Below are 235 nucleotides of genomic sequence, written 5' to 3' on the forward strand. Positions count from 1 at the left end.
GCGCACGCCGGCGCCGGCACCCCGGCCTTCACCGCGGCGACCACGGCGTCGCGCAGCGATGCCTGGTAGTGCGCTGCGATCTCCTGGAAGCGCGGATCGAGCAGCAGGTTCGCGAGCGCCGGATCCTTCGCGTAAGCCACCGTGATCTTCTGCAGGAAGCGCGCGCGGTTGATGCAGCCCGCGCGGAAGATCATCGCGATCGTCCCGAGGTCGAGATTCCAGCCGTACTCTTCGG

At 68.9% G+C, this 235-nt stretch carries 1 pseudogene; it reads right to left on the reverse strand.

The features are described 5' to 3' along the window. Positions 1–235, reverse strand: a pseudogene (locus tag KVT39_RS37465) (NADP-dependent phosphogluconate dehydrogenase); the annotation flags it as partial.

Origin of the sequence: Burkholderia sp. GbtcB21, assembly GCF_019091065.1 — a bacterium.
In the GTDB taxonomy this organism is placed as follows: Bacteria; Pseudomonadota; Gammaproteobacteria; order Burkholderiales; family Burkholderiaceae; genus Burkholderia; species Burkholderia pyrrocinia_C.